Below are 22,291 nucleotides of genomic sequence, written 5' to 3'. Positions count from 1 at the left end.
CGCGACGAACGAGACGAAGTGGAGCTCATGAAGGTTAGCATCGACCAGGACAAGTGTGTCGCCTCCGGGCAGTGCGTGATGGCCGCGGCGGAGGTGTTCGACCAACGGGACGAGGACGGCATCGTCGTTCTGCTGAACGAGAACCCGCCCGAGGAACAGGCTGACGACGTACGCCAGGCCGCCGCTCTGTGCCCCGCACTGGCGATCACCGTGGACGAGTGAGGCGCTGTCAACCCGGTCTTGCGCGGGTCAGGCGGCGCTGGTTCGGGTCGCGGTGAGCGCCACCGTGGTGTAGGGCATCGTGAAGCTGCCACCCATCGCGTCGATGGCGGTGCCGACGCCCTGCACCACCTCCGCCAGTTTGTCCGGCGGAAGCCCGGTGAGGGTGCCCTGGGTGGGCAACTGGTCCAGCCACTCCTCGCGGGTGTAGGACCGCTCCCAGTCGAATCGCCACTGTTCCGGCTCGCCGAACCCGCCGGCCGCTCTGATCCCGTCGGCGGCCTTGGCGAACCCCACCTGGTAGACGTCCATCGCTGACGCCGTCTGGATGCGGTCGAGGTCGAACGGCGAGTCGGGCGCGACGCGCCGATAGGCCGCGACGAACGCCTTGGTCACCTCGGCCGGCGGCTGGAACACGTGCCAGAACGGCGCCAACCGACCGCCGGGTCGCAGCGCCCGCGCCGCCTTGGCCGCTCCCGCGATTGGGTCCACCCAGTGCCAGGCCGTCCCGGCGACGACCGCGTCGAAGCGCCGCCCGGCGGGGTCCCAGGCTTCGAACGTCGCCACCTCGACGTCGAGTCCGCCGCGACGCGCGAACTCCGCCATCCGCGCGTCGGGCTCCACGCCGAACACCTTGCAGCCGGCCGCGAGGAACTGTCGGGCAGCCGTGCCCGTACCGCATCCGACGTCGAGGACGTCGGGGCCGGGACTTTCGGCGACGATCCGCGCGATCATCGCGTCGGGATAACTGGGCCGGGTCCGGTCGTAGCGTTCGACGTCCACGCCGAAGGACTCCGCCACCTGTCGATACCGATGGGACTCGCGCCAAGAGCGCGGTGCGCGTTCCGGAGGTAGAGTGGGCATGCGCCCACTCTAATGGGCACATGCCCACTCGGGCAACGGAACGACCCGACCGAAGGAAGGAGGGATCCGCGGTGCCGACAGGGGTAGCCATCCGCGATGTGCGTCAGCAACTGTTCGACGCCGCCGACCGCATCCTGGTCCGCGACGGGCCGAGCGCGCTGACGAGCCGGGCGGTCACCACGGAGGCAGACTGCGCCAAGGGCGTCCTGCACCGCCACTTCGACGACTTCGACGCGTTCCTTGCCGAGTTCGTACTGGACCGCGTCGAACGGTTGGTTCCCCAGGCCGCCGCCCTGCGCCAGGCCGCCGGAACCGGCACCGTCGCCGACAACCTCGCCGAAACGCTGACGACGCTGTTCGGGTCGGTGGCGGTGGCCATCGTCGCCCTCATCACCTTCCGCGACGAACTGCGCGCCCGGCTGCGCCGGACCTGGCCGGTCGGCGTGCCGGTCCTGACCGAAGCCGTCGCCATGATCGCTTCCTACCTCGCCGCGGAGCGCGACCTCGGTCGGGTCGCGGCCGACGCCGACGTCGACACGCTCGCCGCCATGCTCATCGGGACCGCGCATCTGTTGTTCGCCGACCGGACGGGCGGTTCACCCGAGCCCGCGGCTGTCCGCCGGGCCGTGAGCACGGTCCTCGCCGGGGTCACGCCAGAGCCGGCGTGATCAACGCCAGCGGCCGACCCGAGGCCAGGGGCTCCGGTCGCGGGCTTCCTCGGTATTCGGGTTGTCCGCCGCACCCGGTTCCGCGACACTGCCCGGATGTCTCGAGTGGTGGTGGTCGGCGTGTCGGGCTCGGGCAAGACGACCTTGTCAGGCGAACTCAGCCGACGCCTCGGCGTTCCCCACATCGAGCTCGACTCGATCTTCTGGCAGCCGAACTGGACCCATCTGCCGCCCGAGCAGTTCGAGGCACGCGTCAGGGACGCCTGCGCCGGAGGGTCGTGGGTGGTCGACGGCAACTACGCGGCCGCGATTCGGGAACTGGTCTGGACCGCCGCCGACACCGTGATCTGGCTGGATCTCCCGCGCCCTGTCGTGATGAGGCAACTGGTCCTACGGACCGTCCGGCGTACGTTGACTCGCGCCGAACTGTGGAACGGCAACCGGGAACGCCCCCTGCGCGACCAGCTCAGCCTCGATCCGCGGCGCTCGATCCTCGCCTGGTCGTGGACCGACCACGGCCGCACTCGCGTGCAGTACGCCCAGGCCATGGACGATCCGAGGTTCAGCCATGTCAGGTTCGTCCGGATCCGCTCACGCCGCGAGCTACGTCGCTTCCTCGAAGGCGACGCCCTTCGGGCTTCAGCCGCCCGTGGTCGAGGTGGTGACGTTCTTCAGGTCGACCACGAAGACGAGTGAGGAGTTGGCTGGAATCGAGTCCCTGGCCTCCGAGCCGTAGCCCAGGGGGGCCGGCATGATGATGATTCGCCTGCCGCCGACCTTCATCGGCGGGACGCCCTTGGTGCCCCCGATCCCCTGGGTGAAGCCGGGGACCACGCCGGTCAGGGAGAAGTCCGCAGGCGCACCGTTGCTCCACGAGGAGTCGAAGACTTTCCCGTCCTTGTAGAGCACGCCGACGTACTGCACCGAGACCTGGGACGTGGGCGTGGCCGCCTTGCCCTTCCCCACCACGAGATCCTTGTACTCGAGCTTCGTCGGATCACTCGACGACTTCGAGGTGACCGCCGGCGCACCGCCGAGGTCGGCGGCGCCCTGGACCGTCACGCCGCGGAAGCTGACCGAGGGGCCCTTGGCCGCCGGTGCCGTCGAAGGCTCCGTGGGCTGTGACGTCGGGGTGGCCGAGGTCGTCGCCGAGCCGGAGGCACCGGCGACCGGCGACTGTCCGTTCCGGTCGACGATCACCGCGACGAGGGTGCCGACGACGGCGACCAGAACCACCGCGGTCACGACGATCAGGGCGGACCGCACCCGTCGCCGTCGTACCGCCGCCAGCTCCTCGAGCCGATCGAACTCGGAGTATCGCTGACGGCGAGCCTCTTCACGGCGCTTCCTCTTCGACGCCACGGCCAGCCCCCTTTCGAGCGAACACGACGCAAGTTCGCGCAGTGTATAGGCGCAGCCTGGGGACGTGACTGCGCCCGCGCCGAGGAGCCAGACATCGCGGTGTACGGCGTTCAGCCAGCCTGTCCGGCGGCGCGTTCCAGCGCCTCCCGGTCGATGGTGATGCCGAGCCCGGGCTCGTCGGACAGGATGAGATCCCCGTCGTCGAAGGTGATGCCGCCGAGGAACTCGTTCTGCCACGGGCTCATGCCCGCGTAGCTCTCCACGATGTAACCGTTGTCGACCGCGGCGACCGCGTGCGCGCCGACGTAGTGGTTGCCGTGCGGGGCCATCACGAGGTGATGGGCGGAGGCGAGGGCCGCAATTCGCATCCATTCGGTCAGGCCTCCACACAGGTGCGGGTCGGCCTGCACGATGTCGACGGCACCGCGCTCGATGAGGTCACGGAAGCCCCACCGGGTGAACTCGATCTCACCACTGGCGATCGGCACGCTGAGCTTGCGCCGCAACAGCGCCATCCCTTCCTGGTCGTCAGGCCAGCAGGGTTCCTCGAACCATTCCAGGTCGAACTCCTGCGCCGCCGAACCGAACCGGAACGCCTCGGCGACGGTCCACGCGTCGTTGGCGTCGACCATCAGTCGGATGTCGGGACCGATCGCCTCCCGGACCGCCTCGACCCGGCGGACGTCCTCCTTCACCGTGGCGCCGCCGACCTTCATCTTCACGGCCTTGTAGCCGGCGGCGACGAAGGACTTCATCTCCTCGCCGAGCTCCGCCAGGCCCTTGCCCTCCTCGTAGTAGCCGCCGGCCGCATACGCCGGGACCCGGGACCGGAAGCCCCCGAGCAGGCGGTAGACCGGCATGCCGAGCGCCTTGCCGCGCAGGTCCCACAGGGCGTTGTCGACCCCGCCGATCGACATGATCGCGTCACCCTTGACGATCGGCTTGCGCCATCCCGTGAACATGTGATGCCACACCCGGGCGGCGTCCATCGGGTCCTCACCGAGCAGGCGATCCCGAAGCTGCCTGACGAAGGCCTCGGCCCGGCCCCGCCCCGCTCCCATGGAGACGCCGGTGAGCCCTTCGTCGGTGTCGACCTCGACGAACTCCAGGCCCTTGTTCGCACTGACCAGGATCGAGTTCCGGTGTGGCCGGTCCAGCTTTCCCAGCCGGTACTTGGTCACGCGTACGTCTGTGATCTTCACCGTCGATCAGTCTCCTGTCTCAAGGCGTCGGTCATGATGGGGTGCGCTGGGGGGCGGGCGGCCGAGTCGGCCGAGTCGATCGGTGGCGCCTCGGCCTCAGGCACACATCGCGGCGTTGGCGTCCCAACGGTTGAACCGGGGCTGGTCGCCGTCGGCGAGGGCTCGACGGGCCTCGAGCCACAACGCCGTCCACACCTCGGGGTCGTGGAGTTCGGTGTCTGGTCGGGTCCGGCTGCGGGCCACGAAACCGGGGAACGCCGGGCGCCCGGTCGGCTCACCGGTCGGCTGGTAGCGGAAGTCGAAACTACGCCGCACCTGGCCGCTGAGGTTCGGAAGTGAGGAGTGCACCGTCAGCCGGTGCATGAACAGGGCCGATCCGCGACGCATCGGCAACGGCTTGGCGCTCACGTCGCCCAGCAGTTGGTCCGGGACGTGCAGACGCCCACCTCCGCAGTGCGTCAACAGGCCCCTGCGGTGACTTCCCGGCTGGACGACCAGGCACCCCATCTCCTCGCTCGTGTCGATCAGGGGGAACCACACGGTGATCATCCGCGTGTCGTCCGCCTCCTCGGTCACCACGCCGTTGTCCTGGTGCCACGGCGTGGCGGCCAACAGTGCCTGCCCGGTCGACGGGTCCGTCGGCACCAGCCGTTCGGGCGGCATCAGTCGGATGTGCTGGACCGGGTTGGCGTAGATCTCCGGCCCGATGAGCGACTCGACCCGGTCCAGTACGCCCTGGCTGCGCAACAGGTTGAAGACCGCCGGCCCTGTCCAGAACGGCGTCTGATGGGTGACCCCACTCTGCGGCAGGGAGAGGTCGAAGTACTTCGGGTAGACCTGTCCGGTCTCGGCGTAGATCCGCGCGAGGCGGTCGGAGAACGCCAGGTCCGAGTACGTCGAGCTGATCGCACCGGACTCGTGGAGTTCGGCGGCGAGCCGGTCCAGCACGCCGTCGTACTCCGCGGTGACCGGATCGAACTCCCGCTCGGGGTCGAAGACGTCGTCGACGACGACGTATCCCTCCTCCTCGAACTGCCGCTGCTCGGCGGCGGTGAGACTAGCCATCGCATCCTCCTTGCCTCGAGCCAACGCTGGACTGCGCGTCAGGTGCTGATGAAGTACTGCGCCGGGTTGCTGGGCGCGGGCGACGGGAAACGTCCCAGGTCCCACATGGACTTCGGTACGTTCTGGAGCCGGTCCGTGACGATCCCGTAGGTGCTGGGGGGCAGGGAGATGCCCATGATCCAGAACTCCTGCTTGGCGATCTCGACCAGCTTCTTCATCCCGGCGTACTGGCTCTCCGGGTCAGGAGACGTCTGGACCTCCTCGCGCCAGATGCGCATCTGCTCGCGCATCGCCGCGGGCGGCGCCTCGTTCGGCTTCACACCCATGAACCAGTTCGCCCACAACGGCGCGTACCGGTAGCCGGCCTCGTTGGCGAACAGCCACCTCGGGTCGATGATCATCTCCTTGTAGCCGGGAGATCCGTCGTCCACGCAGCCGTCGTGCTCGCCGGCCTCGACCCGCACGTTCCACAGGTTCGCGTCGATGTTCATCGGCTGCATGTCGATCCCGACGTCCAGCCAGTACTTCCGGATGAGCTGAAGGGCGTCGACCTGCTCGATGTAGCGGGTCTGGGACAGGATCGAGAACCTGATCGGCTGGCCGTCCGGACCAAGACGCATCCCCCTGCTGTCCCGCCGGTCGAAGCCCGCCCTGTCCAGATGCTCGTTCGCCAGGTCGGTGTCGAACTCGGTGTACTGCGTACCCATCTCCTCGTCGCTGAAGGGGGCCTCCGGTCGGGGTGCGGCCTGCCACGGCTTGCCCTGTCGCTGGAAGACGGTGCTGATCAGGTCCTTCCGGTCCATCGCGTACGAAAGACCGATCCGGAAATCCTTGTTGGAGAAGATCTGCCGCTTCACCGGATCCTTGTGGGTGAGATTCAGGTGAAGGGTGATGGTGTTCAGGAACGGCTCTTTGATCTCGATGAAGTGGTAGCGCCCGGAGGCACGGTTCGCCGCGAAGACGGGCTTGTTCGCCGGGGTGTTGACGTACCTGAAGTAGATGTCGATCTCGCCGGACTGTGCCTTCAGGGTGAGTGTCTCGGGCGCGGAGATGACGTCGAAGGAGATCTGGTCCGCATAGGGCAGTTGGCGCCCATCGGAGTCGACCTTGAAGTAGTAGGGATTGCGCTCGCACACGACCCGGCTGCCCTGGCCGAACGCGTTCTTGGGCACCCACGCGTGTAGCCGCGGCATCTCCGGGTTGGCCCAGAAGTCCAACTTGTTGAGGAAGAGTTTGCTCCAGTCCGAGAAGCCCTCTCCCTTCGCCAACGTGTCGGCGTCAGGGTTGTACTTCTTGTGGAACTTCTTCAGGTAATGGGCGGGCACGAGCTGGAACGACGAGTAGTACGCCGCCAGCCAGGGCAGCAGAAGTCCGTTCGGCGCGGCGAAGACGAACTCGACGGAGCGCTCACCGGACTTCCTGATCACGACCGGCTTTCCCCCGGCGACCAGTGCCGAGTCCGGCGCTGGGGTGAGTTCCTTGTTGGAGAAGATGTCCTCGTACCAGAAGATGATGTCGTCGGTGGTGAACGGCTCACCGTCCGACCACTTCGTGCCCTCTCGCATGGTGAACGTGTAGACCCGTCCATCGGTGTACTCGACCGACTCCGCGACGTTGGGCTGCACCTCGTTCCACTCCAGGTCCCAACAGACGATGTTGTCCTGGGCGATCACCATGCAGTCCATCCAGCCGCTGTCCGCCTGTCCGAGCGCGGCCGAGTTGATCGTTCCGCCGTAGCGGCCTGGACGGTCGACGGGCGTGAGGACCTTCGGGTTCTTCGGCAGCCTGTCCGGCAACGCCGGCAGCGTGCCCGCCTTCACCATCGCGGCGAGAGCGGGCGCCTCCTTGCCGCCTCCCGCCGCCGACCCGGCCGGGGACTCCCCCTTGGACGCACCCTCACTCGGTTTGGTGGAAAGAAGATCACATCCGGCAAGAAACGACGCGCCGGCCAGCGCGCCCGCGCCGGTCTTGATGACGAACCCCCTGCGGCTCAACTCTGCCATCGCTGGTGCTCCCGATTCTTCGAGGAGATGCCGGGTGGCATCAGGCTCTCTCGGCGCGCCGACCGAACGCGGGCACGCGGCGGGGGTGCAACCCTGCTGGCTGGTCATCCGACGGTCGGCTGTTCGCGACCTCCCGTCGGGTCGTCCGATCGCGGTGATGGCCGGCACAGGCCGTGCAACGGTGCCGGTGCGTGGATCCCGTGTGCGTCGGCACGACGTCGACGCCGACACGCCGCTACGCCGCCGCGGTCGGAATTCGACATCGTGGAAGGCAAGTGTCGCAAAACGGAATCGAGAGAGGAACTCCTCGACTACGGCCAGAGAAGGACAGTGACCATGGGGTCACCTCCGGCGCATCAGAGTCCGGCGCCTGCGCTGGTTCCGTGCCGATGACTCCGCCTCGACACCGCTTCAGGACACGGGCGGGAGGAGCGCGTCGATCAGCGAGTCGGCCGTTGCCCTGAGACGTTCGGGATCCTGGTAGACGCGTTCCATGACGACAATTCCCCGCGTCATGGTGATGAGCACCCGTGCTGCCTCCGCCGCGGGGATGGCGAGCCGGGGCTGGGCGTCCGCGGCCGAGAGCCGCTCACGCAGGAGCCGCTCCATGGCGTCGAGCAGATCGCGAAGCGCGCCGCGGATGCGTTCCCCTTCGGCCTGGGTGTCGATCGCCGTCTTCGTCGTCAGGCATCCACGCGTGGGGACCCCGGTGGTCATGGACGTGATGGTGAAGTCGAAGAAGTCGCGCAGAGCATGCTCGACGATCGGATGGGCGAGTGCCTGGTCCGCCTCGGCCAGGAACTGGTCGGCGTAGTCCTCGAAGACGTGCAGGAACAGGGTTTCCTTGTCGCGGTAGGCGTTGTAGAGCGATCCGCGGAGGACGCCGGTCGCGGTCGCGACGTCCTGCATGGAGGTCGCGCCGTACCCCTTGAACCAGAAGACCTCTCGGGCACGGTCCATGGTGGCCTTCTCGTCGAACTGTCGCCGCCCAGCCATGGCGCGAGCCTAGCCCATGTTTGACAGCATCGCCAAGCTATGCAAGCCTGTCAAACATGACGGGGTCGTCAAACATGATGCGCTACCACGCCTCAGGGCGTCCGCACCGCGCGCCCGACTCCTTGGTGCGCCAGGCCCTGCCCGACAAGAAGATACCGCAGGAAGCAGGGCGAACCAGGACGTTCGACGCGGCCTGCCGATTGCCCCGGCCCGCAACTCCGAAGGAACGTTCATGACCTCTCCCGTTCTCGACCTCCAGGGACGCCGCACCCTCATCACCGGCGCGGGCAGCGGAATCGGCCGCGCCCTGGCCCTCGAACTCGCCTCCCGGCACGGAACGCTGGCCCTCGCCGGCCGACGCCCCGAACCGCTGGCCGAGACCGCGGCCCTCGTCGCGGGGCTCGGCGGCACGGCTCACACGATCACCACCGACCTCACCGCCGACGGCGAGCCCGAACGGGTGATCGCCGAGGCGGTCGCCGCGCTCGGCGGCCTGGACATCCTGGTCAACAACGCCGGTAACGTGCGCGCGGCGGCGCTCGAGGACATCGACGTCGCCGACATCAACGCCATGATCCGGCTCAACCTGCTCGCCCCGATCCTCGCGACGCGTGCGGCGCTGCCGCACCTCCGCGCCGCCGGAGCCGAGCACGGACACGCCGCTCTGATCGGCATCGCCTCGGCCTCAGCCCTGGTCGGCGCGCCCTACTACGCCACCTACGCGGCCACCAAGGCCGGCCTCACCCGCTTCGACGAAGCAGTGCGCCGCGAGCTGTACGGCAGCGGAGTCCACGTCGCGACCGTCTACCCCGGCCCGGTCGACACGCCGATGATGACGACGACCCGGGCCGGCGCCGACCTGGGCTACGGCCTTCGTCCCGTCGGCGAGGTCGTCGCCAAGATCGCGGCCGGGATCGAGAGTCGCCAGATCGACATCAACACCCAACTGCCCGAGCGCCGCGCGATGGAGGACCTCAACGCGCGGGACCCGCTCGCCGTCGATGCCTCCTTCGCACCCAAGCTCGCCGAACTCCGGGCCGCCGTCAGCACGCACCGAAGCATCTGACCGTACGGCGGCACGACTCACGCCGAAAGGATGGCGGCCTCCTCGGCGAGCAGATCGGAGACACTGACCGACTGGCCGGTGCGCGCGGATCGATCGTTCGCAATGGTGACCGCCAAGGTCCGGACTCCGCTCTCGTAGTCCGACTTGATGAGGTCGCGGCGATCCTCCGCCACCGCTCGTACGAACGCTTGGTCCTCGAGCGCCATCGGTGACTCCTCGGAAGCGACCTCCTCCACCCCCTCCGCCGATGTCGCGCGTAGTCCCGCTCCCCCCAACGAGACTGTCAGGCCGTCGCAGAAGATGTGCACGGCCGCTCCCGACATCGGGTCGCCAAGCTGGGCGACGAAATTGACGGCAAGATTGGCGACCGCGCCGCTGTCGAACCTCATGGTCGTACAGTTCACGTCAAAGATGTCGTAGTCAGGCTGAGCCTTGTTGTTGATGCGTGTCCCTGCCGCGGCATAGACCGACTCCACCTCACCGACCAGGTAACGCAGAAGATCGACCTGGTGTGTCGCCATCTCGATCATCTGGCCCCCCGACTGGTCCTGTCGGTGGTACCAACTCGTGTCAGGCGTTCTACCGAACCTCGTCGCGAGGGCCATTCCGATCGTTCGGTCGGCGATGAGGTGTCGCGCTCGCTCGACGTATCCGGCGTATCGGGTCTGATATCCGGTTGCCACGGTGAGGTTCTTCGCCCGAACCAACTTCAGGATGTGCGCGGACGTGCGCAGGTCCAAGGACACCGGCTTCTCCACCAGCATCGGCAGGCCAGCCTCCACGACTGCCTCCTCAGGATCACCATGGGCGAAGGGTGGGAGGCAGAGATACACCGCATCCAGCCGCTCGTTCCGAAGCATCAGTCGATAGTCGGTGTACGCCGCGGCCTCGAGTGGTCGATGCTCCGACGCCGGCCCTGCCGACCCGCGCTCCCGGACCGAAGCTTCGTTGACCTTGCGTCTCGCGAACTCGATACATTCCGGCGATACATCCGACAACGCCACGACCTCGGCCTCGGGAATCCTCACGAGGTCTGCGAGATGGCTGGCAGCGATGGAGCCCACCCCGATGAACCCGATACGAACGCTCATGCCCGCCCTTTCGTCGGTCGGCCCGTCCATGCATGTCTACTCGTGCGCGCCGTACGCTGCCCAGTTCAGAGAGTCGTTCCGCACAGGCACGCCGTGCGCGTCGGCGTAGTGGTTCCTCACACTCCGCAACCGCTCGAACCACTCGTCCAGTGGCAGCAACAACTGTCGAAGGATCAGGTACGACATGTCAGTCGTCCGGTCAGGAAGATGATCCTTGACGTCGTCGAAAGCATGCAGAAGCTCCCGCCCGTTCGCCTTCGGCGTCTTCAGATGCCGGCTGACCGCCCACACGTCCAGCACGCGACGGAGCGTGTCATTGCGGTCCCGGCGTATGGAGTGAGCAAGGTCGAGGGCCAGGTCGACGCACGCCACCGCGCTGCGGACACTTCCCTCTCGTGCGAGGCTCTCCGCGCGTCGCAACTCATCATCGACACGGGCGAGATCCAGCAACAGGTGGAGGTTCTGAGCGAACAGGGCCGCGATGGAGGAGAACACGTCGAGGTTGTGGCGATTGTGCCGTGCCCTGCTTCGGTCGGCCGTCAGGCGGTCGACGAGGGTGTCGTTCGCGACGGCGGCCCTGCCCGCCAGATGCACTCATCGCAGGTTGGTTCTGCGCCACCGGCTCCCTCGGGAGAGCGTTCGATCGGGCAGGTCCGGAAGCGGGACCGACTGATCCTTCGCGGGGCGCGGAGAGTCGTAGATCTCGTAGGGGCCACCGAAGATGGGAGTACGAGCGGTCGAGTCACAGCGATCCCAGCTCGATTCGAAGAACTGGGCCTGCACGCTCATCAACTCATACACCGCCGCCGTGTCCCGAACGCCATCACCGTAGAAGAGTCGGCCGAACCGTTCCACCGCATCACCCGGCTCCGGGCATCCGGGATGCCAGGCCCACGCCGCTCCACACACGAAGCCGAGCCAGAAGGTCTCCGGGTGCAGTCCGGCGTCGGCCCACGCGGCGACAAAGACGCCGACAACGTTGTCCTGCCGCCGGGCAGGGTGGAACGAAAGCTCCTCGTGAAGCTTGGCGACAGAGCAGTTCGACCCGACCGGATTGATCAGGTCCGCCGGATCCGCCGGGTAATAGTCGGGGAAGTTCTGCAACTCCGCCTGGGTGGACACATACAGGAATTGGCGTATGCCGTTCCTCGCATAAACGGGATCGTACTTCGGCCCGTTGGCGACGCCATTGATGAGATACGGCGGGAGAGATGGAATGTCCTCTCGCTCGATGGGATACTCGCCCCAGATCTGGACCGTACGCCCGCGGTCGCGCAGATACCCCGCCGCCCTCCTGACGAACTCCGCTTCGAGCTTCCCGACACTGCCCAGCTCGGCTGCCCGCGCCCTCGACCGGCCCAGGCCGATGTAGTACGGCTCGTCGGTCGACAGCACGAAGTGCTCGACCCCCTGATTCGAGCTGAGCAGATCGTCGAACAGTCCCTCCAACAAGCGGTACGAACCTGGATCCGTGGTGCACAGCTCGTAGTTGCAGTCCGCGAACTCGCGCAGGTTCCTGTACTCCGGGTGCTTGAGTAGCCAAGCCAGGTGCCCAGGTGCGTCGATATACGGGATGAGCTGCACGTGGTAGCGCTGTGCGTAGTCAGTGAGTTCCTGTAGCTCCGCCGGCATCAAGGCGTTCGGATCGGCAAGCGCTGGAGCACTCTCGTACACGAAGTGCGAATCGAGTTTCAGGACCACTCCGTTCACCTTGTACATCGCTGCCTTTCGCACTGCGGCCTTCAACGTCTCCAGCCGGTCGAGATGCTCGGAGTTGTCCCAGAACAAGTGTCGACGGCCCACGTCCGGCCAGTCGGTGATCACACCCTCCGGAAGCCACAACCTGCCCTGGTCTGACCTGATCAGCTGGACCAGCGTGACAATGCCGTAGAACAGTCCGGCTCGCTCAGGCGCGCTGACACGGACGAGGTCCCCCGTCGCCTGCAGTTCGTAGCTCTGGGCAGCCAGACCGAGGGTGTCGCGGTCTGTCGCCTCCTCCACCACGGTCCTTCTCGGCTCCAACACGAGCACGATCGCAGGGCCGCGCGAGCCGCAGTCGCGAGTGCCGACCGTGAGGCAGTGACGTTCGTCGAGGCACTCCCGCAGGACCTCGACCAGGTCGTCGTCCACGGTCAGTGATCCTTCGGTCGTCACCTGCCAGTTGGCGTCGAACTCGACATCGGTACCGGTCAGCTCGACACGTTGGGGCTCCGGGAGGACGTGGTAGCCCCGCGCTCCCAGTTGCGAACCCGTCCTCGAGCACATCCGACTGACCTCCCCTGCCCGTGAGCTACTTGGCGGTCCCTGCGACCCGGCTCCCCGACTCCTGGTACTCGTCGCGGATCCTGTCGCCTCCCCGGCTCCGCCACTGCTGACGCAACTCACCCACGGCGTTGACCGGCTTACGACCACTCACGATCTGGTTGGTGTAGTCCGTCACCAGTTGTGAGAGCGCTGATGACTGCCTCATCGCCGTTCGGGAGACCAGACCGACCGTAGGATCCTTCAGCACCAGTGGCGCGTTTCGCGCGATGATCTTCTGGGCGGTCACGGCGGTCTGCGGATGGGACGGGTAGTACTGGAACGCCGGACCACACAGCACGTTCATGGTCATCTCACTCAGCACCCGCGCGTCGTCCACCGGCACCGGCTGCCCATCAGTGTTGAAGTTGAAGTGCCGACCTTCGATCCCAAAATGTAAGAACAGAAACTCTTCGCTGCCGAAGGGCGCCGCCCAGTAGTTCATGATGTTGAGGAGCTCCTCGACCCGGCCCTTGTCCTTCCCGATTTCACTGGGGATCGCCGCGACACCATAGGAACCGGGGCTACTTCCGGTAGGGTTGCACTTACCTCCATCATGACCTGGCGGCAGGAAGTATTGCGGATCGGCACCCGGCACCACCCGCCTCATCTGCCCTTCTATTCCACTGAGGCCGTTCCCGAAGTAGATGTCCAGGCTGCTCCAGTGGATGAGCAGCTTTCCCGCGACGAACAGCTCCCGCTCCTTGGTGTCACTGTTGCTCAGCGCGTCGGGGTGATAGCATTTCGCGTCCCACAGTCGGTTGGCGTATTCCAGAGCGGCTTCGAACTCGTCGGTCTCAATGTAGTAGGTAAGACCACCATCAGTTCCGGACCGCCAGTTCGTCGGAACTCGGAACATCTCCTGCGCGAGCCGGATGCCTCTGACGACACTGCCGAAGGTCCATGCGTCACCGCCGGTATTTTTCTTGGCGAACCCGGTCAGCATGTCGAACATCTCATCGCCGTTCGCCGGCAACGCGGTGTACCCGAGGTTCTTCGCCAAGTCCCGACGGTAGATGTCGAACTGATTGATGAACGAGAGGGTATTGGGCGCGCCGTACAGCCTGTTCTCGACAGCCGAGGATCTCCAGGCGTAGGTAGGTAGCAACTCGAGGTTCGGATACTTCTTGATATTCGAACCCGACAGGTACTCCGTGAGATCCGTGAATCCGCCCTGGAGGAGTGTCTGTAGCACGACCGGCGCTCCACCCGGTATAGCGAAGAGCAGATCGGGCAGGTCACCCCCCGCGAGGGTGGTGGCGACCTTTGCGTCGTAGTCCACGGCCACGTTTGGCACGTACTTCACGCCCAGACGTCGATCCAACTCCTTCGCCCACTCGTTCTCCGCCAGTGAGGGCGGTGGCACTGTCCAGGTGGGTACCAACGCTCTGATGCTTCCGCCCCTGCCCGGCCTGGCCTTGACGGATCGGAACGGTTTCGCCGGAAACTGTGTATAGGCCGGACACACACCTTCAGCCTTGCTGATGATCGAGCCGGGTAGCTCTTGGGGAGGCGCGTAGTCCGGCAGGACGAGCTTCTTTCGCGTCTCGTCACCACCGCTCCTGCCCGTGTCGCTGCATGCTCCAACCACTGCCGCGCCCACAAGACCCACGCCCAACCCCAACGCGTGCCGGCGAGTGGGTCGCTCCGGAGTCGTCCTACTCGACATCAAACTCGCTCCCCTTCGTGTCTGGCTGAGATTCCGGCTGCGTGGCGAGTGCCTCGACTAGCCCTTGATCGCGCCCGTGAGCACGCCCTTGGTGAAGTACCGCTGTGCGAACGGATAGATGATCAGGATGGGTGCCGTGGCGAGCACGACGACCGCCATTTGCAGGCTCTCCGCTGGAGGAGGTATGGCCTTGGGGTTCTGTAGCTGAGTCAGCGGGGTACTCTGAATGACATACTGGTTCAGAATCAGCTGTACCGGCCACATACCTGTGTCGTTGATATACAGGAGTGCGTTGAAGAAATTGTTCCAGTAACCGACGGCATAGAACAGCGCAATGACAGCTATCACTGCTTTCGACAACGGCAGCACGATGCGCATGAAGATCTGCACTTCGCCGGCGCCGTCGATACGGGCGGACTCCAGCAGTTCATCAGGCAGGTCCATGAAGAAGTTCCGCACCACGACCAGATTGAACGCACTGATAAGCCCCGGCAGGATTAGTGACCAGTACGAGTTCAGCAGTCCGAGGTACTTCACGAGGAGGTACTGAGGAATGATTCCTGCACTGAAGAGCATGCTGAACAACACCAGGTACAGGCTGGCCTTGGCGCCGGGAACGTCCTTGGTGCGCATCAGTCCGTAGGCGAGGGTGGTCGTAAAGAGTACCGACAGCAGCGTCCCGACCACGGTGACGCCGCCAGACACGAGGAGCGCGTCGTTGATGATCCCGCCAGAGAGGATCGACCGGTAGGCCTCGAGCGTGAAATCGGTCGGAAAGAAGTCCGACGTGAGACCCTTGGTAGAGGCAAAGCTTGTGGCGATCACGTACACGAACGGGTAGGCCATGATGATCACAATTGCCGATATCACGACTGCCTTGATCGCCTGAACCGCTACGCCAGGTCTCTCCATCCAGGCGGGTCTGGCCGCACGCCCACTGCGTCGCCTGTAACGCCTGGGCGCTCCACGTGCGACTGTGGATGGCATCAGAAGATCCCTCCGCTTCCTGCACGCTTGGCGAACCTGTTGGCCGCTATCACCAGAATGGTTCCTATGACCCCCTTGAAGAGTCCGGCAGCGGTAGACAGTCCCCAGTCGCCACCCAGCACGCCTTGGTAGTAGACGAACGTGTCGAGCACCTCGGCCGCGTTCGCGCCAACCGCGGGCTGTTGCAGGATGATCTGTTCGAACCCGACGGTCAGAACCGACCCCAGACGCAGGATGAGGAGCAGAACAATGACTGAACTCATACCCGGCAAGGTGATATGCCACATCCTGCGCCACGCTCCCGCCCCGTCCATGGCGGCTGACTCATACAACTCGGGCGGGATGGCCGAGAGCGCTGCGAAGAAGATGATGGTCCCCCAGCCGACCTCCTTCCATATCACCTGGGCGGTGATCAGCGCCTTGAACGTGTCTGGGTTGGCCATGATGTTCGGTGTCCCCAGCCCGATCGTCGTGAACAGGTGCGCGACCGGACCATCACCTCCGAGCACCTCGAGCCAGATGGAGACCACGACGACCCAGCCGATGAAGTGGGGAAGGTAGACCACGGACTGCACAGCCCGTTTCACGCCGTCAGAAATGAGACTGTTCAGCAGCAACGCCAACCCGATGGGGGCTGGGAAGGCGAAGACGATCTGCAGAAACGTAATGATCAGGGTGTTCTTCAGTGCGGTGACGACGGCAGGGTCGGTGAACATCGTCGCGAAGTTTTCGAGGCCGACCCACGGCGATCCAGTGAAACCAAGATACGGGGAGTAGTCCTGAAACGCGATCACGTTGCCGAGGAGAGGTACGTACGCAAAGACAACGAAGTAGAGCATCCCTGGCACGATGAACAGGTACATCCAGCGCTCGCGGCGGATCCGCCATCCCACCGAGCGCTGGCTGGTTGACGCACGGCCTCTCGTCGCGACGGTGTCCTGGTGGTCCCTTGTCGTCGCGCTCATCCGGAAGCCAGATCGTCCGAGCTGACGTCAGCCTCGCTGGAGGAGCGGTTCGCCTGTGTGCGGTCGCCCTGCGACTTGGCAGGGGATCCGTCCGCCAACCTGTCGACCTGCGACTGCAGGAAGGCCCGCGTCCGGCTCAGTGCGCGATCAGATTCCTCCGCAGTCGGCTGGTCGACCCGCTCCGCCAGGAGCGGACCGCTGAACCCAGCCTTCGCCAGGGCGTGCAGCAGGCGTGCATGGTCCACCTGCCCGTCACCTGGCACCGGGAAGTGTGGGTTCCCCTTGCCACCGACGTGGTCCTTGATGCACACGCTGCGCACCAGGGGCGCGATCCCGGAGCGCTCCAGATCGTCCTCGGAGTCGATTCCCTCGTAGAAGCGGACGTTTCCCGCGTCCCAGCATGCGCGCACGCCTTCCGAGCCGACTCTGTGGATCACGTCCATGAGGTCGGCCCCAGTTGCCGTCGCGCCGCGATGCGGCTTGAGCGCTATGGTCACCCCGCGTTGGGTGGCCTGTTCGGCTCCGTATTCCAGAATGGAGAGAAAGCGCTCAACTTCGCCGTACCAGCGCATCTCCGGTTTGCGTTCGTGTCCGGACACGAATGGCCACGGCCCGATCGCCTGGAGCAGCGGCAGCCCCAGCGAAGCACACAGGTCGAGATCGGCCAGCAGCATGCTCCTGTCCTCCATCGCGCGTTCTCGGGCGAGCATCGTGACGGGGGTCAGGCCGAATCCTTCGATACGCCGCCGTAATGTCGATATCTCGGCAGTGCCTGGCCGAAGGGACATAATTGGCCTGCCCTCGTGCTCGGTCCACAGGCCGACACACGAGAAGCCAGCCTGCGCAATGCCCTGGAGTGCACGCTCCAGCGATTCCTTTCGGTAAATCAGGGTGTGCGCTCCCAGTTCGAACGGCGATACCTTGGTCATGAGGTCCTCCGGGTTCTTGCGCCTCCCCTGACGACTTCGGGTACGACATTCGCGAGCACCGCTTGGAGGCAGATCCCCCATCTCGTTGAGTGAACAGGCATCGTTTGAGACACCATTCAGTGGTGTGGCATCCGATACTCCCCCACGCTCGACGCTCCCGGTAGGAGGGCATTGTCAGCTGGTTCCAGGGCAGGTTCTCAATCCGCACACAGCCAGCGAGGCACGAATACGCCGCACCTAGGACAGGTCCCGCAGTACGCCGCGCCCCGATCAAAATCCATCGTCGCAGTTCGTGGCTGAGGTTTCCGAAACGCTCAATATTAGTTGCGAGTATGAGCCTGTGCGCAGACCTGCGCAAGCGCGCGCAGATCCCTTGTCCCCGCTCGGTCAGCTGTTGGGAATTCCAAACGCAGGCCGCTGATCTGAGCGGAAAGTAGTGTTCCCGCCAAGCGGGAAGTGCCCAGGCGATGCCTCGAACTGGCCAGTGTCGGGCCAGGAGGCTGTTCGGTATCGCGAGCACCTCGAGAGCTGAGGTCGTCGCGTCGTCTTGGCCTTGGGCTCTCCATTGCTTCAAGTAACGACGACGCCGACGCGATCTCGGCCGGCGTCGCCGCGCTGACCACCAACACCCTGAACACACTCGAACTCGACGGACGCTTCTTGAGTGCGTGTCCTTGTGGAGGACCGCGTTGACGGGGTCAGGAGCCGAACACAACCGGGAGTCGTCTCTGAGCGGCTCTGACGCCGCTCGTTCTCACCGGCGCACCGCGCGGCCTTGGCACGCGCCACAACCGGTGGTCGGCAACCCCTACGCGGTCTGCTGCTCGTCCAGGAAGGCGAGGACGACGGCGGCGAGCAGGGGCGAGGCGAAGATGTTGTAGTGGGTGAGGCCGGGCAGAATCGCCAGCGCGTGCCCGCCCTTCGGCCGGCCCTCCCCCATCCAGCCGCCGTCACGCAGACCACCGTCGAGCAGCTTGAAGACGCCCGTGTCCTTGCAGGTCGACGGTGATGACCTGGTGGGACTCCGCGAGCCCCGGAAGGATCGGCCCGAACATCTCACCCGAACCGAGCCCACCGTGCAGCAGGATCATCGGGCGCCCGGTCCCGTGCGTCTCGTAATAGAGGTTGATGCCGTTGACCTCGGCGTAGGCGCCGGTGCCCATCGTCTCGGTCGTCCACTGCTCGCTCACGGTGCTGCTCCTCGTATCGTCGTCGTCGGGACGCACATAGGACCGAAGACGCCGGCGAAACTCATCGGTGGGCGGGGCGACTGGACGCGAGCACCCGCTCGAGCGCCGTCCGACCGGCGAGTCCCCAGGTTGGCTGCCCACCGGGAAGACCCTTGTCCCAGGCCTGGCCGATACCCACGAGTGACAGGCTGCGCAGGACTGCCCACCCTCGGGCGCGCCGGACCGTCGCGTCGTCCACGTGTGCGTACGCGTCGAAGAACCGGGAGCTCGCATCGGTCGGGAGGAGTAGCCACGCGACGGCGAGATCCGTTGCCGGATCGCCGGCGCAGAGTTCCCCGAAGTCGATGACCCCGGCGATCGTTCCGTCTGAGACGACAACGTTCGCGGGATGCAGGTCAGCGTGCAGCCAGACCGGCGGACCCTCCCAGCGAGGCGCCGAGACCGCATCGTCCCAAACGGCGCGCGCCTCCGTGGCGTCGCTAGGGGCGAGCGCCTGGACCATCCGGTCGAACTCGTGCGTGAGCGTCTGAAAGGGGAACGCCGCGGCCCGAATTGGTCGGCGCCCCGGTCGGCGCGGCCTGATGGAGCGCCCTGAGGAAGCCTGCCAAGCTGTCGGCCGCCTCCTGACCACGGCTGATCGTGGCTCGGTCGCCCGGCTCGCCGGGAATCCAGGTCGTGACCATCCACGGCTGCGGGAAACGTGCGGACGGTTCGGCCATCCGTATGGGCGTCGGTACGGTGAGCGGAAGGCGCGGAGCGAGGACAGGGAGCCACTGGTGTTCCTTGCGAAGGAGAGACGGGGCGCGCGGCGTACGGGGCAGCCGGACGGCCAGGTCCTCCCCAAGGCGCCACAGCTGGTTGTCCCAGCCGGCGGTCACCTGGCGGAGGGGTAGACCCGCCAGGTCCGGACACTGCTCACACAGGAGGGACCGCACCAGGTCCTCGTCGATCTCGACGTTTGCCATTCTCGAGGTTCTCACTCCGTGCCGAGTGCCGGCACCATCCGGCCAGAAATCGCTTGCCGGGCAGGGAGCCCGTCTGCGACGGTGGCCGGTGTCCCTCGTACAGGATGTGGCAGTCACGACCACTCAGCGCCCGCTCGTGCGGGCGGCCGGCCTGGTCAAGGAGTTCCGCCGGGTCAAGCGGATCACCGGTCGGCTGGGCGCGCTCCGCACCTTTGTCGGCCGCGACTACGACGTGATCCGGGCCGTCGACGACGTGTCGTTCGACATCGCCGGTGGCGAACTGGTCGGCTACCTCGGGCCCAACGGTGCCGGAAAATCGACGACCATCAAGATGCTCACCGGCATTCTCACGCCCACCGCCGGCACGGTGTCGATCGCTGGCCATGACCCGTCCCGCGAACGCAAGGCGAACGCGCTCAACATCGGAGTCGTGTTCGGTCAGCGCAGCCAGCTGTGGTGGGACCTCCCGCTGCGTGAGTCCTTCCGCGCGGTGCGCGACCTCTACGGTGTCCCCCAACGGGAGGGCGACCGGAGGCAGGGTGAGCTCGTCGAACTCCTCGACATGGACGAGTTCCTCGACGCGCCGGTTCGTCAGTTGTCTCTTGGTCAGCGGATGCGCGGTGACCTCGCGGCCGCCATGCTCCACCAACCGCGCCTGCTCTACCTCGACGAGCCGACGGTCGGACTGGACGTCGTCGCGAAACAGCGCATCCGCGAGTTCGTCGCCCACGCGAATGCCGAGCGAGGCACGACGGTCGTTCTCACGACGCACGACCTGGAGGACGTGGAGCAACTGTGCCGGCGGATCGTCCTCATCGACCACGGCCGGGTGCTCTACGACGGCGCACTCACCGAACTGATGGCGCGCTACGCGCCCTACCGCGATCTGGTCGTCACGCTCGCTGAACCCGCCGACGTCGACGTCCGCGGCGCGGAGCAGGTCGCGCGGGACGGGCTGGTCGTGACGCTGCGGTTCCGTTCCGACCAGGTGAGGGCACCGGAGATCATCGCGGCCGTCACCTCGGTACACGCGGTCGTCGACCTGTCCGTCGTCGAGCCGCGGCTCGAGGCGGTCATCGGCCGCATCTACACCCAGCGCGGCCTACCGGAGAACCCGGCATGAACGCGCTGCGCCCCGTATTGAGCCAGGTGCGGATCGGCCTGCTCACGCCGTGGGCCTATCGGGCCTCGATGCTGCTCTCGTTCCTCGTCCTCGCCATCCAGATCGCGCTCTACAGCGTGGTGTGGCGGGCGATCTACTCCGGTCACGACGGCCCGGTCGCCGGGGCGGACGTACAGACGGCGGTCGGGTACGCGGTGTTGGGGCTAACCATCGCCGGCGTGCTCGACACCTCGCCGTTCTGGTCGATCGAGTCCCGCGTGCGGGACGGCATGATCGGTGTCGACCTGACCCGCCCGATCGGCCTGCTGACCCAGAACCTCGCGGTCCAGGTGGGCTACGTCCTCGCCGCGCTGCCGGCCGCCGGGGTCGGCCTCGCCACCGGGTTCGTCGTGGGCGGACTCGCGCCTCCGCAGAGCACCGGTGCGGCGGTGAGCTTCGCGGTGAGTGTGCTGCTCGCGTTCGGGGTGTCGCAGCTGATCACGTTGCTGATGGCGCTGACGTCGTTCTGGACGCTGGAGGTGGGTGGGCTGAACATGGCGTTCTTCGTCGTACGGTCGTTCATGTCGGGCACGGTACTGCCGCTGTGGTTCATGCCGGGCTGGCTGCAGACGATCGCCGGAGTGCTGCCGTTCCAGGCGGCGACGTACACACCGCTCGCGGTCTACTTCGGCCGCCCACCCGGCGGTCTCGCCGTGGCGCTTGGTGTGCAGGCGGTGTGGATCGTCGTGCTCGGTGGGCTCTGCGCGTGGCTGTGGTCGCGGGCGCGGCATCGGGTGGTCGTTCAGGGTGGCTGACATCGGCAGGCCACCCTCGGCGCTGCGACAGTACGCCGTCCTGGTGCGGATCGGGCTGGCGTCGGCGCTGCAGTACCGCGCGGACTTCGTGCTGACGGCATTCGGAGCGATCTGCTACGAGGCGCTTTCGCTCGCGTTCGTCGGTGTGATCGTGTACGCGTTCGGCAGCATCGGCGGTTGGAGCCTGGTCGAGATCGCGTTCGTCTACGGGATCCGATCGATGGGACACGCGCTCCACGGCGTGCTGTCCGGCCAACTGTGGGCGACCGACGGCGTGGTGCGGGAAGGGGAGTTCGACCGTTACCTGCTGCGACCGGTCAATCCGCTGGTCCAGCTACTGACCCGACGGTTCCAGGTCACGGCGGCGGGAGACATCGTGTTCGGACTCGTCGTGCTGACGGTCACGGCGGTGGCCGCGCCGGTGGACTGGTCCGTCGGCTGGGTCGCGTACCTGGTCGCTGCCGTGGTGGGCAGTGCGTTCCTGGAGTCCGCCGTCATGTTGGCGATCGCCTCGTTGACCTTCCGGCTGCTGGTCAGCTCGCCCGTTCTGCAGGTGGCGGACATGGCGTTCGTGACGTTCGGGCCGTACCCACTGAGCGTGCTGCCGCGAGCCGTGGCCTATCTGCTGACGTTCGTGGTGCCGCTCGCCTTCGCGGCGTTCTTCCCGGCCGCCGTGCTGCTGGGGCGGACGAGTGACCTGTTCGTGCCGATCTGGCTCGCGGTCGCGTCACCCGCAGTCGGCCTGCTGCTCTACGTCGCCGCCGTGGCGTTCTTCCACCGGCAGATGCGGCACTACTCCAGCCCGGGCCACTGACCCGACCCGTCGCCCTGG

The 22,291-nt window shown here is 66.3% G+C and carries 24 protein-coding genes; 7 read left to right on the top strand and 17 right to left on the bottom strand.

Annotation, left to right across the window (positions count from 1 at the left end):
- Positions 1-27 precede the first annotated feature (27 nt).
- Positions 28-222 (top strand): ferredoxin, encoded by a 195-nt coding sequence (locus HEB94_RS28840; RefSeq protein WP_192752792.1) that lies wholly within the window; start codon positions 28-30, stop codon positions 220-222.
- 27 nt (positions 223-249) lie between these two features.
- Here HEB94_RS28840 and HEB94_RS28835 read toward each other — a convergent pair whose 3' ends face one another.
- Complete coding sequence (locus tag HEB94_RS28835; protein ID WP_192752791.1) at positions 250-1,083, bottom strand: class I SAM-dependent methyltransferase; 834 nt, start codon at positions 1,081-1,083, stop codon at positions 250-252.
- Between the two features lie 71 nt (positions 1,084-1,154).
- On the opposite strand from HEB94_RS28835, the gene HEB94_RS28830 reads away from it, so the two are divergent.
- Positions 1,155-1,751: a TetR family transcriptional regulator gene (locus HEB94_RS28830; RefSeq protein ID WP_192752790.1), complete on the top strand. Its 597-nt coding sequence runs from the start codon at positions 1,155-1,157 to the stop codon at positions 1,749-1,751.
- Positions 1,752-1,847: 96 nt separating this feature from the next.
- A complete protein-coding gene (locus HEB94_RS28825) occupies positions 1,848-2,447 on the top strand; it encodes a P-loop NTPase family protein (protein ID WP_192752789.1) in 600 nt (199 codons plus the stop codon).
- Here the strand turns inward: HEB94_RS28825 and HEB94_RS28820 are convergent.
- The 5 genes from HEB94_RS28820 to HEB94_RS28800 form a co-directional block, all read right to left on the bottom strand.
- The gene (locus HEB94_RS28820) at positions 2,391-3,113 is read right to left on the bottom strand and encodes an FKBP-type peptidyl-prolyl cis-trans isomerase (RefSeq protein WP_202896609.1); all 723 of its coding nucleotides are present in this window, start codon (positions 3,111-3,113) and stop codon (positions 2,391-2,393) included. The genes HEB94_RS28825 and HEB94_RS28820 overlap by 57 nt on opposite strands.
- A 110-nt stretch (positions 3,114-3,223) precedes the next feature.
- Positions 3,224-4,315: an enolase C-terminal domain-like protein gene (locus HEB94_RS28815; RefSeq protein ID WP_192752788.1), complete on the bottom strand. Its 1,092-nt coding sequence runs from the start codon at positions 4,313-4,315 to the stop codon at positions 3,224-3,226.
- A 96-nt stretch (positions 4,316-4,411) separates the two neighbouring features.
- Positions 4,412-5,380: a phytanoyl-CoA dioxygenase family protein gene (locus tag HEB94_RS28810; protein WP_192752787.1), complete on the bottom strand. Its 969-nt coding sequence runs from the start codon at positions 5,378-5,380 to the stop codon at positions 4,412-4,414.
- Between the two features lie 38 nt (positions 5,381-5,418).
- Complete coding sequence (locus tag HEB94_RS28805; RefSeq protein WP_192752786.1) at positions 5,419-7,383, bottom strand: ABC transporter substrate-binding protein; 1,965 nt, start codon at positions 7,381-7,383, stop codon at positions 5,419-5,421.
- A 411-nt stretch (positions 7,384-7,794) separates the two neighbouring features.
- Positions 7,795-8,379, bottom strand: a complete 585-nt coding sequence (locus HEB94_RS28800) for a TetR/AcrR family transcriptional regulator (protein ID WP_192752785.1) — start codon at positions 8,377-8,379, stop codon at positions 7,795-7,797.
- Between the two features lie 232 nt (positions 8,380-8,611).
- On the opposite strand from HEB94_RS28800, the gene HEB94_RS28795 reads away from it, so the two are divergent.
- The gene (locus HEB94_RS28795; protein WP_192752784.1) at positions 8,612-9,445 is read left to right on the top strand and encodes an SDR family NAD(P)-dependent oxidoreductase; all 834 of its coding nucleotides are present in this window, start codon (positions 8,612-8,614) and stop codon (positions 9,443-9,445) included.
- 17 nt (positions 9,446-9,462) lie between these two features.
- Here HEB94_RS28795 and HEB94_RS28790 read toward each other — a convergent pair whose 3' ends face one another.
- The 11 genes from HEB94_RS28790 to HEB94_RS54835 form a co-directional block, all read right to left on the bottom strand.
- Complete coding sequence (locus HEB94_RS28790; protein ID WP_192752783.1) at positions 9,463-10,536, bottom strand: Gfo/Idh/MocA family protein; 1,074 nt, start codon at positions 10,534-10,536, stop codon at positions 9,463-9,465.
- A 36-nt stretch (positions 10,537-10,572) separates the two neighbouring features.
- On the bottom strand, positions 10,573-11,130 hold the full coding sequence (locus tag HEB94_RS28785; RefSeq protein ID WP_192752782.1) for a hypothetical protein: 558 nt from the start codon (positions 11,128-11,130) through the stop codon (positions 10,573-10,575).
- Entirely contained in the window at positions 11,131-12,801 is a 1,671-nt protein-coding gene (locus tag HEB94_RS28780) for a glycoside hydrolase family 20 zincin-like fold domain-containing protein (protein ID WP_192752781.1), read from the bottom strand.
- 25 nt (positions 12,802-12,826) lie between these two features.
- Positions 12,827-14,449 carry a type 2 periplasmic-binding domain-containing protein gene (locus HEB94_RS28775; RefSeq protein WP_192752780.1) on the bottom strand — a complete coding sequence of 541 codons (1,623 nt, stop codon included), beginning with the start codon at positions 14,447-14,449 and terminating at the stop codon, positions 12,827-12,829.
- A gap of 114 nt (positions 14,450-14,563) precedes the next feature.
- Positions 14,564-15,352 carry a carbohydrate ABC transporter permease gene (locus HEB94_RS28770; protein ID WP_238361659.1) on the bottom strand — a complete coding sequence of 263 codons (789 nt, stop codon included), beginning with the start codon at positions 15,350-15,352 and terminating at the stop codon, positions 14,564-14,566.
- A 140-nt stretch (positions 15,353-15,492) separates the two neighbouring features.
- Positions 15,493-16,458: an ABC transporter permease gene (locus HEB94_RS28765; RefSeq protein ID WP_192752778.1), complete on the bottom strand. Its 966-nt coding sequence runs from the start codon at positions 16,456-16,458 to the stop codon at positions 15,493-15,495.
- Positions 16,455-17,387 (bottom strand): sugar phosphate isomerase/epimerase family protein, encoded by a 933-nt coding sequence (locus HEB94_RS28760; RefSeq protein ID WP_192752777.1) that lies wholly within the window; start codon positions 17,385-17,387, stop codon positions 16,455-16,457. The genes HEB94_RS28765 and HEB94_RS28760 overlap by 4 nt, the downstream gene beginning before the upstream one ends.
- Before the next feature lie 808 nt (positions 17,388-18,195).
- A complete protein-coding gene (locus tag HEB94_RS52780) occupies positions 18,196-18,327 on the bottom strand; it encodes a hypothetical protein (RefSeq protein ID WP_273376637.1) in 132 nt (43 codons plus the stop codon).
- A gap of 10 nt (positions 18,328-18,337) precedes the next feature.
- Complete coding sequence (locus HEB94_RS49570; protein WP_202896608.1) at positions 18,338-18,577, bottom strand: alpha/beta fold hydrolase; 240 nt, start codon at positions 18,575-18,577, stop codon at positions 18,338-18,340.
- A gap of 61 nt (positions 18,578-18,638) precedes the next feature.
- The gene (locus HEB94_RS52775; protein ID WP_273376634.1) at positions 18,639-19,079 is read right to left on the bottom strand and encodes a phosphotransferase; all 441 of its coding nucleotides are present in this window, start codon (positions 19,077-19,079) and stop codon (positions 18,639-18,641) included.
- Entirely contained in the window at positions 19,057-19,542 is a 486-nt protein-coding gene (locus HEB94_RS54835) for a phosphotransferase (RefSeq protein WP_420481548.1), read from the bottom strand. Before HEB94_RS54835 ends, HEB94_RS52775 begins: the two co-directional genes overlap by 23 nt.
- A 106-nt stretch (positions 19,543-19,648) precedes the next feature.
- Between HEB94_RS54835 and HEB94_RS28745 the strand changes: the two genes are divergently transcribed.
- From HEB94_RS28745 to HEB94_RS28735, 3 genes are read left to right on the top strand one after another with little or no spacing between them, the layout of a single operon-like run.
- Positions 19,649-20,665 (top strand): ATP-binding cassette domain-containing protein, encoded by a 1,017-nt coding sequence (locus HEB94_RS28745; RefSeq protein WP_192752776.1) that lies wholly within the window; start codon positions 19,649-19,651, stop codon positions 20,663-20,665.
- Positions 20,662-21,459 carry an ABC transporter permease gene (locus HEB94_RS28740; RefSeq protein WP_192752775.1) on the top strand — a complete coding sequence of 266 codons (798 nt, stop codon included), beginning with the start codon at positions 20,662-20,664 and terminating at the stop codon, positions 21,457-21,459. The genes HEB94_RS28745 and HEB94_RS28740 overlap by 4 nt, the downstream gene beginning before the upstream one ends.
- On the top strand, positions 21,452-22,273 hold the full coding sequence (locus HEB94_RS28735; RefSeq protein ID WP_192752774.1) for an ABC-2 family transporter protein: 822 nt from the start codon (positions 21,452-21,454) through the stop codon (positions 22,271-22,273). Before HEB94_RS28740 ends, HEB94_RS28735 begins: the two co-directional genes overlap by 8 nt.
- Positions 22,274-22,291: the final 18 nt, after the last annotated feature.

The organism is Actinopolymorpha pittospori, assembly GCF_014873875.1.
Lineage (GTDB): Bacteria > Actinomycetota > Actinomycetes > Propionibacteriales > Actinopolymorphaceae > Actinopolymorpha > Actinopolymorpha pittospori.
The sequence above is the reverse complement of the archived record's forward strand: the minus strand, read 5'-3'. Positions and strand labels throughout refer to the sequence as shown.

What these genes read in the sequence shown, in the direction of transcription:
- HEB94_RS28780 (WP_192752781.1), bottom strand. Translation starts at nt 12,801, where the DNA reads ATGTGCTCGAGGACGGGTTCGCAACTGGGAGCGCGGGGCTACCACGTC.
- HEB94_RS54835 (WP_420481548.1), bottom strand. Translation starts at nt 19,542, where the DNA reads ATGGCAAACGTCGAGATCGACGAGGACCTGGTGCGGTCCCTCCTGTGT.
- HEB94_RS28770 (WP_238361659.1), bottom strand. Translation starts at nt 15,352, where the DNA reads ATGGCCTACCCGTTCGTGTACGTGATCGCCACAAGCTTTGCCTCTACC.
- HEB94_RS52775 (WP_273376634.1), bottom strand. Translation starts at nt 19,079, where the DNA reads ATGGTCCAGGCGCTCGCCCCTAGCGACGCCACGGAGGCGCGCGCCGTT.
- HEB94_RS28765 (WP_192752778.1), bottom strand. Translation starts at nt 16,458, where the DNA reads ATGAGCGCGACGACAAGGGACCACCAGGACACCGTCGCGACGAGAGGC.
- HEB94_RS28825 (WP_192752789.1), top strand. Translation starts at nt 1,848, where the DNA reads ATGTCTCGAGTGGTGGTGGTCGGCGTGTCGGGCTCGGGCAAGACGACC.
- HEB94_RS28790 (WP_192752783.1), bottom strand. Translation starts at nt 10,536, where the DNA reads ATGAGCGTTCGTATCGGGTTCATCGGGGTGGGCTCCATCGCTGCCAGC.
- HEB94_RS28740 (WP_192752775.1), top strand. Translation starts at nt 20,662, where the DNA reads ATGAACGCGCTGCGCCCCGTATTGAGCCAGGTGCGGATCGGCCTGCTC.
- HEB94_RS52780 (WP_273376637.1), bottom strand. Translation starts at nt 18,327, where the DNA reads ATGGGGGAGGGCCGGCCGAAGGGCGGGCACGCGCTGGCGATTCTGCCC.
- HEB94_RS28835 (WP_192752791.1), bottom strand. Translation starts at nt 1,083, where the DNA reads ATGCCCACTCTACCTCCGGAACGCGCACCGCGCTCTTGGCGCGAGTCC.
- HEB94_RS28760 (WP_192752777.1), bottom strand. Translation starts at nt 17,387, where the DNA reads ATGACCAAGGTATCGCCGTTCGAACTGGGAGCGCACACCCTGATTTAC.
- HEB94_RS28840 (WP_192752792.1), top strand. Translation starts at nt 28, where the DNA reads ATGAAGGTTAGCATCGACCAGGACAAGTGTGTCGCCTCCGGGCAGTGC.
- HEB94_RS28810 (WP_192752787.1), bottom strand. Translation starts at nt 5,380, where the DNA reads ATGGCTAGTCTCACCGCCGCCGAGCAGCGGCAGTTCGAGGAGGAGGGA.
- HEB94_RS28795 (WP_192752784.1), top strand. Translation starts at nt 8,612, where the DNA reads ATGACCTCTCCCGTTCTCGACCTCCAGGGACGCCGCACCCTCATCACC.
- HEB94_RS28805 (WP_192752786.1), bottom strand. Translation starts at nt 7,383, where the DNA reads ATGGCAGAGTTGAGCCGCAGGGGGTTCGTCATCAAGACCGGCGCGGGC.
- HEB94_RS28800 (WP_192752785.1), bottom strand. Translation starts at nt 8,379, where the DNA reads ATGGCTGGGCGGCGACAGTTCGACGAGAAGGCCACCATGGACCGTGCC.